Raw genomic sequence first — 5,021 nt, forward strand, 5'->3', positions numbered from 1 at the left:
TGCACGGCCTCGGCGCGCTCGCACAGTGCTACGGCAACGGCACGCTGCGCATCACGCCCTGGCAAAGCGTGCTGCTGCCCGACATCCCGACGCAGGCCGTGCCCGCCGTCCTCGCGCAGCTAGGCGCGCTCGGGCTCGCCTGCGATCCCGCCCAAGCCATCACGCACGTAATCGCCTGCACCGGCTCGCCAGGCTGCGCGAAGAGTCTCGCCGACACCAAGGCCGACGCGCTGCAACTGGCCGCGCGACTGCCCGCCGGCGTCGACGTGCATCTGAGCGGCTGCCCGCGCTCGTGCGCGGCCGCGCATTGCGCGCCGTACACGCTGCTCGCCGCCGCGCCCGGCGTCTACGACCTTTATCGACGCGACGGCCGCTCCGGTTTCGGCCACTGCGTCGCACCCCCACTGACGATCGACGAGGCCGCCGACCTGCTCGCGCGTCTCGTCAGGAATAAACCCGATGCTTGATTACATCCGCGACGGTCAGGAGATCTATCGCCAATCCTTCGCGACGATTCGCGCCGAGGCCGACCTGTCGCGTATCCCCGCCGACCTCGAAAAACTCGCGGTGCGCGTGATCCACGCGTGCGGCATGGTCGACGTGATCGACGACCTCGCGTTCTCCGCCGGCGCGGGCACGGCGGGCCGCGTGGCGCTCGCGCAAGGCGCGCCGATCCTGTGCGACGCGGGCATGGTTGCGCAGGGCATCACGCGCGCGCGGCTGCCCGCCGACAATGCGGTGATCTGCACGCTCACGCACATGAACGTGCCCGCGCTCGCGCGCGAGATCGGCAATACGCGCTCGGCCGCCGCGCTCGAGCTGTGGCGCCCGCACCTCGCCGGCAGCGTCGTCGTGATCGGCAATGCGCCGACCGCGCTGTTCCATCTGCTCGACATGCTCGATGCGGGCGCGCCGCAGCCCGCGCTGATTCTCGGCTTTCCGGTCGGCTTCGTCGGCGCGGCCGAATCGAAGGCGGCGCTCGCGGAAAACAGCCGCGGCGTGCCCTACGTGGTCGTGCACGGACGGCGCGGCGGCAGCGCGATGGCGGCCGCGGCGGTCAACGCGCTCGCAACGGAGATCGAGTAAATGACGGCACAGGTGACGACTCAAACGACAACTCAAGCGACCTCCCTGGCGACGCGGCATACGGCAACCCGGGGCCGGCTGTTCGGCATCGGCGTCGGCCCCGGCGACCCCGAACTCATCACGCTGAAGGCGCTGCGTTTGCTGAAGGCCGCGCCGGTGGTCGCGTACTTCGTCGCGAAGGGCAAGAAAGGCAACGCGTTCGGTATTGTCGAGGCGCATCTGGACGAGGCGCAGCAGCATCTGCCGCTCGTCTATCCGGTCACGACCGAGGCGCTCGAACCGCCGCTGTCGTATGAAGCGATCATCGCGGACTTCTACGACACGGCCGCCGAAATCGTCGCCGGCCATCTCGACGCGGGCCGCGACGTCGCCGTGATCTGCGAGGGCGATCCGTTTTTCTACGGCTCGTACATGTACCTGCACGACCGGCTGGCCGCGCGCTACGACAGCGAAGTCGTGCCGGGCGTGTGCTCGATGCTCGGCGGCGCGGCCGTGCTCGGCGCGCCGCTCGTGTATCGCAACCAGAGCCTGTCGGTGCTCTCGGGCGTGCTGCCCGAGGACGAATTGCGCCGCCGTCTCGCCGATGCCGACGCCGCCGTCGTCATGAAGCTCGGCCGCAATTTCGACAAGGTGCGGCGCGTGCTCGACGACCTCGGACTCGCCGGGCGCGCGCTCTACGTCGAACGCGCGACGATGGGCAATCAGCGCATCGTGCCGCTTGCCGAGGTCGATCCGATGGCCTCGCCGTATTTTTCGCTGCTTGTCGTGCCGGGGCAAAAATGGCAAGGATGAACGTGCCGGCCATCGTGATTCTCGGCGCGGGGGCGCTGGAGACCGCGCGGCGGATTCGGGCGGTTTATGAGGGGCGCGGCGCACAGGCTATGTGCGACGCTGAGGCGACACACGGCGCCGACGCCGCCCGTGACGGCGATGCCGACGCTGCTCGCGGTACGGCTGCCGTCGATCGCAGCGTTCAACCTGTTCTCTCCGCTCCCGCTCGCTGCGAAATCCACGCGCTGCAAGGCCGCGTAGGGGTCGGGGGCGGGGGCGGGGCCGACGTCGCCTACACTGAACTCGGCGCGCACCTGCGCGAACTCTATACGCGCGGCACGCCGATCGTCGCGCTGTGCGCGGCCGGTATCGTGATCCGCTGTCTCGCGCCGTTGCTGTCGAACAAGGGCGCGGAGCCGCCGGTACTCGCGGTCGCCGAGGACGGCAGCGCGGTCGTGCCGCTGCTCGGCGGCCTCGCGGGCGTCAACGTGATGGCGCGCGAAATCGCCACGGCCCTGACCGTGCAGCCCGCGATCACGACGAGCGGCGAGTTGCGCTTCGGCACCTGCGTGCTCAATCCGCCTGAGGGCTATGCGCTCGCCGATCTGGGTCAAGGCAAGCGCTTCGTGTCGGATCTGCTCGCGGGGGCAAGCACGCGCATCGAAGGCGAGGCGCCCTGGCTCGACGACGCGCAACTGCCGCGCGATGCCCACGCACGGCTCGCGATTCGCGTGACGCCGCATGCGTGGGATGGCCGCGTGGATGAACTGGTGATTCATCCACGGAGCGTGGTGGCGGCGGTGGTGCTGGCGGATGCGTGGGGCAGTACCGATGCTGCTGAGCAAGCGCAGGCTCGTACTGCCGGCGCGGCTGAGGAAACCGGTGGCGATGCCGGTCACGCCAAGGCCAAAGCCAGCGATAACGCGAGCGGCACGGCAACTGACAGTGCTGCTGCGACCTCTATTGCGACCGCTACCGCCGAAGCCAACGCCCATACAGGCCGCACTACCGCTCAGCCTGCCGCGATGGCTGACAGCGCCCCGGCCGAGTCCGTTACCCAATCCGCCGAAGCGATCGCCGCACACGTACGTGCAGCCCTCGACGCACACGGCCTCGCCGCGCTGTCGCTAGCGGCCTTGCTCGCGCCGACCGCGAGAATGACCCACCCCGCGCTGGCGCAAGCCGCGGCGCTCCTGAACGTGCCGCTGCGCTTCGCCGACGCAAGCTCCGCGGCGGATCGCTCAACCCCCGAGGCATTGCTGCATGCTTCGCTGCGCGTCCCGCATAAGACGCTGAATGAAGCCATACCCAACACACCAGACGCAGCGGCTCACAACACGCCGCACGAAACATCCCACGAGGCGCCGCACGCCCATCCCCCCATCGCCCTCGCTCTCGCCCTCACCCCGCTCGCCATCGATCCCGCGACCATCGGCCAAGCGCGCGGCCGCCTGACCGTGATCGGCCTCGGCCCCGGCCGCGCCGACCTGCTAGCCCCGGCCGCGCGCACGGCATTGAACGAGGCCACCGACATCCTCGGCTACGACACCTACGTGAAAATGGCCGGCCCGCTGCGCGCGGATCAGCGCGTGCACGGCACCGACAATCGCGAGGAAATGCAGCGCGCGCGCCACGCGTTCGAACTCGCGAGCGAGGGCCGCGCGGTCGTGATGGTGTCCTCGGGCGACCCCGGCGTGTTCGCGATGGCGGCAGCCGTGCTCGAAGCGCTCGACGCCTCGCGCGACGACGCCTGGGCCACCGTCGAACTGTCGATCGTGCCGGGCGTCTCGGCCGCGCTCGCGACCGCCGCGCAAGCCGGCGCGCCGCTTGGCCACGACTTCTGCATGCTGTCGCTGTCGGACAACCTGAAGCCGTGGACGATCATCGAAAAACGCCTGCGTCACGCGGCCGAAGCCGATCTCGTGATGGCGTTCTACAACCCGATTTCGCGTGCGCGCCCGTGGCAACTGGACAAGGCGCTCGACATCGTGCGGGAGTATCGCGCGGCCTCGACCGAGGTCGTGCTCGGCCGCGACATCGGCCGGCCCGGCGGCACGCTGCGCACGCTCACGCTTGGCGAGTTGCGTTCGTCGGACGTAGACATGCGTACGATGGTGATCGTCGGGTCGTCGCTGACGCGAAGGTTTGCCTGCGGGGCCGACGGCGCGCAGTGGGTGTACACGCCGCGCTGGTACGAGTAGGCGGGCGCGCCTGTACAAAACCCGCACGAGACCTGCGGGAAGCACGTCCCCTCGCTTTTCGCGTCGCTTCTCGCCTCACTGCTCGCTCCTCGCTTCGTCCCGCCTCGTCCCGATTGGCCCTGCCTCACCCCGCTCACGCCACCTTCAGATCCTCGACCGCTCGCTGCCTGACCCCGAGGTCGTCCCACAACTCCGGATGACATGTGAACACCAGAATCTGGTGCCGCGTGGCCGCGTCGATCAGCGCGCGCTTGAGCGCATCGCGCCGCGATGCGTCGGTATGCACAGCCGCATCGTCGAGCATTAACAGGGTTGGCCGGCCCGACGACTGAAGCAGGTCCGCGTAGGCGAGCCGCGTCAGGATGCCGAGCTGTTCGCGCGTGCCGAAGCTGAGCGCGTCGAGCAGTTCCTCGCGGCCCGCGCGATCGAGCGCCGCGGGACTCAGGTCGTCGCCGAGCGCGAGGCTCGCTTGCGGAAAAATCCGCTTCAGGTAGTGGCCCAGCCGCTCGGTCAACGGCGCGCGCAGTTGCGCCACCGCCGCATCGCGTTCGTCGACGAGCACCTCGTCGAGCAGACTCAGCGCGCCCGCGCGCAGGCTCAGCTCGTCCTTGCGGCGCGTGGCCTGCTCGATCTGCGCGTCGAGCGCCGCCAGCCGTTCGCCGAGACCGGACGCGCCCATCGTCTCCAACTGGCTGCGCAGTTGCGCGATCCGCACCTGGCGCTCGTGCTGCTCGCTGCGCGCAAGCTCCGCCGACGCGCGATAGCGCTTCGCCTCGGCAGCCGGATCGTCGAGACGCGCCGCATCGAGTTCGCGCTCGCGGCCCTCGCGCTGCTGGCGCAACGCATCGACCTTCACGCGCTGCTCGACGAGACTCGCCTGCCATTGCGCGCGGTTGCGGCGAAACGCATCGTCGGCGAGTTGCGCTTCCTTGCGCTGTAGCTGCGCGGCCAGCGAATCGGCCC

3 protein-coding genes and 2 pseudogenes are annotated in these 5,021 nt (G+C 69.8%); 4 read left to right on the forward strand and 1 reads right to left on the reverse strand.

Going from position 1 to position 5,021, the window contains the following annotated elements; genetic code table 11:
* The 4 genes and pseudogenes from GXB81_RS30335 to cobJ form a co-directional block, all read left to right on the forward strand.
* Positions 1 to 467: pseudogene (locus tag GXB81_RS30335) on the forward strand (oxidoreductase); the annotation flags it as partial.
* The gene (locus tag GXB81_RS30340; protein WP_167041771.1) at positions 460 to 1,086 is read left to right on the forward strand and encodes a precorrin-8X methylmutase; all 627 of its coding nucleotides are present in this window, start codon (positions 460 to 462) and stop codon (positions 1,084 to 1,086) included. The pseudogene GXB81_RS30335 and the gene GXB81_RS30340, both read left to right, overlap by 8 nt.
* On the forward strand, positions 1,087 to 1,878 hold the full coding sequence (locus tag GXB81_RS30345) for a precorrin-2 C(20)-methyltransferase (protein WP_240158915.1): 792 nt from the start codon (positions 1,087 to 1,089) through the stop codon (positions 1,876 to 1,878).
* Positions 1,866 to 4,058, forward strand: a complete 2,193-nt coding sequence (cobJ, locus tag GXB81_RS30350; protein WP_241016593.1) for a precorrin-3B C(17)-methyltransferase — start codon at positions 1,866 to 1,868, stop codon at positions 4,056 to 4,058. The genes GXB81_RS30345 and cobJ overlap by 13 nt, the downstream gene beginning before the upstream one ends.
* Positions 4,059 to 4,191: 133 nt before the next feature.
* Here the strand turns inward: cobJ and GXB81_RS30355 are convergent.
* Positions 4,192 to 5,021 (reverse strand): annotated as a pseudogene (locus tag GXB81_RS30355) (GTP-binding protein); the annotation flags it as partial.

Origin of the sequence: Paraburkholderia sp. Ac-20336 (assembly GCF_017105025.1) — a bacterium.
In the GTDB taxonomy this organism is placed as follows: Bacteria; Pseudomonadota; Gammaproteobacteria; order Burkholderiales; family Burkholderiaceae; genus Paraburkholderia.